We start from the raw sequence: 1,147 nt of genomic DNA on the forward strand, positions 1-1,147 counted from the left end.
TCGCTGAGCGTCGCCAGGGCGGCCAGCGGCGGCAGGGCGCAGCCCAGCGAGAGGCTGGCGAACAGTGTCATGCGGGCGACTTCAGCCGCTCCCACACCATGACGGGCATAAAGGCGATAGCGAACCGAACCGCCCGACAACATTGAAAGACCGATGGCGTTGCCAATGGCAAAGGCCGTGAAACCGCCCATTGCCAGCGTGCGCGGTGCCAGGCTCACGCCGGCATAGCGGCTGGCCGACCATTCGTAGCCGAGCAGAATGATGAAACCCGCTACGGTTGCGGCAAGGGCGCCCATCAAGGCTGGTTGTGGAACTTCGAGGATCGAATCGTGCAGCGCGTAAAGGTCGAGTTCGCTCAACAGGTGGCGACAGGCAATCAGCGCGATTGCGAACAGCAGCAGGGTGACCGCCAGGCCAATGGGTTGACGGTACTTGCTCAACAGATCAAGCAGGCGCAGACGCTCAGCCTTGATCGGTTGTGTCGCTGTGACGGTGTCTTGTGAATCAGACGAGTTGGCGCGCATCAATCACCTCTTGGATTGTGCGCGACAGGATGGGGGTATCCAGCCAAGTTACCAATCCCTGTAGAAAAAAATAATCACAAATATTAACGCCTATCACCCGGCAGCGGGGACGGCGCGTCATCAGTCGTGAAGGCTTCAGTCTGCGATAGAGCATAGTCTGAACCCCGAGCATGGGTGGCCCCAAACGGCTTGCTGCACAGTGACAGATCATTGTTGCGAAAGGACTTTTTCAACAGATACAAAAAAGGCCACTCTTTCGAGTAGCCTTTTTTGATGTTTGGTTGCGGGAGCCGGATTTGAACCGACGACCTTCGGGTTATGAGCCCGACGAGCTACCAGACTGCTCCATCCCGCGTCTGTGTGGCGGCATTCTATAGAGTAATGCCGGGGTGTCAACCGTTAATCCTGAAGCAGGTCAAATAAACGTTGAATCGCGGCAAACGGTCGCAGCCCTGGCCTAAGTTTCGGAATCAGAACGATTTCTGCTTTCTGCCAGATTCAGCAGGTTGGCTGGTTTAGGTGCCCGGTGCTGCAAAACAGACGCGCACAAAAAAGGCCACTCTTTCGAGTAGCCTTTTTTGATGTTTGGTTGCGGGAGCCGGATTTGAACCGACGACCTTCGG

1 tRNA gene and 1 pseudogene are annotated in these 1,147 nt (G+C 56.4%); both read right to left on the reverse strand.

The features are described 5' to 3' along the window. Window positions 1-524 (reverse strand): annotated as a pseudogene (locus tag ACCD00_RS30635) (hypothetical protein); the annotation flags it as partial. Between the two features lie 278 nt (window positions 525-802). Beyond that, a tRNA-Met gene (locus ACCD00_RS30640) sits at window positions 803-879 on the reverse strand. Between the last annotated feature and the right edge of the window lie 268 nt (window positions 880-1,147).

The sequence above is a fragment of the Pseudomonas sp. Pseusp3 genome, from assembly GCF_047304225.1.
Classification (GTDB): domain Bacteria; phylum Pseudomonadota; class Gammaproteobacteria; order Pseudomonadales; family Pseudomonadaceae; genus Aquipseudomonas; species Aquipseudomonas fluorescens_CD.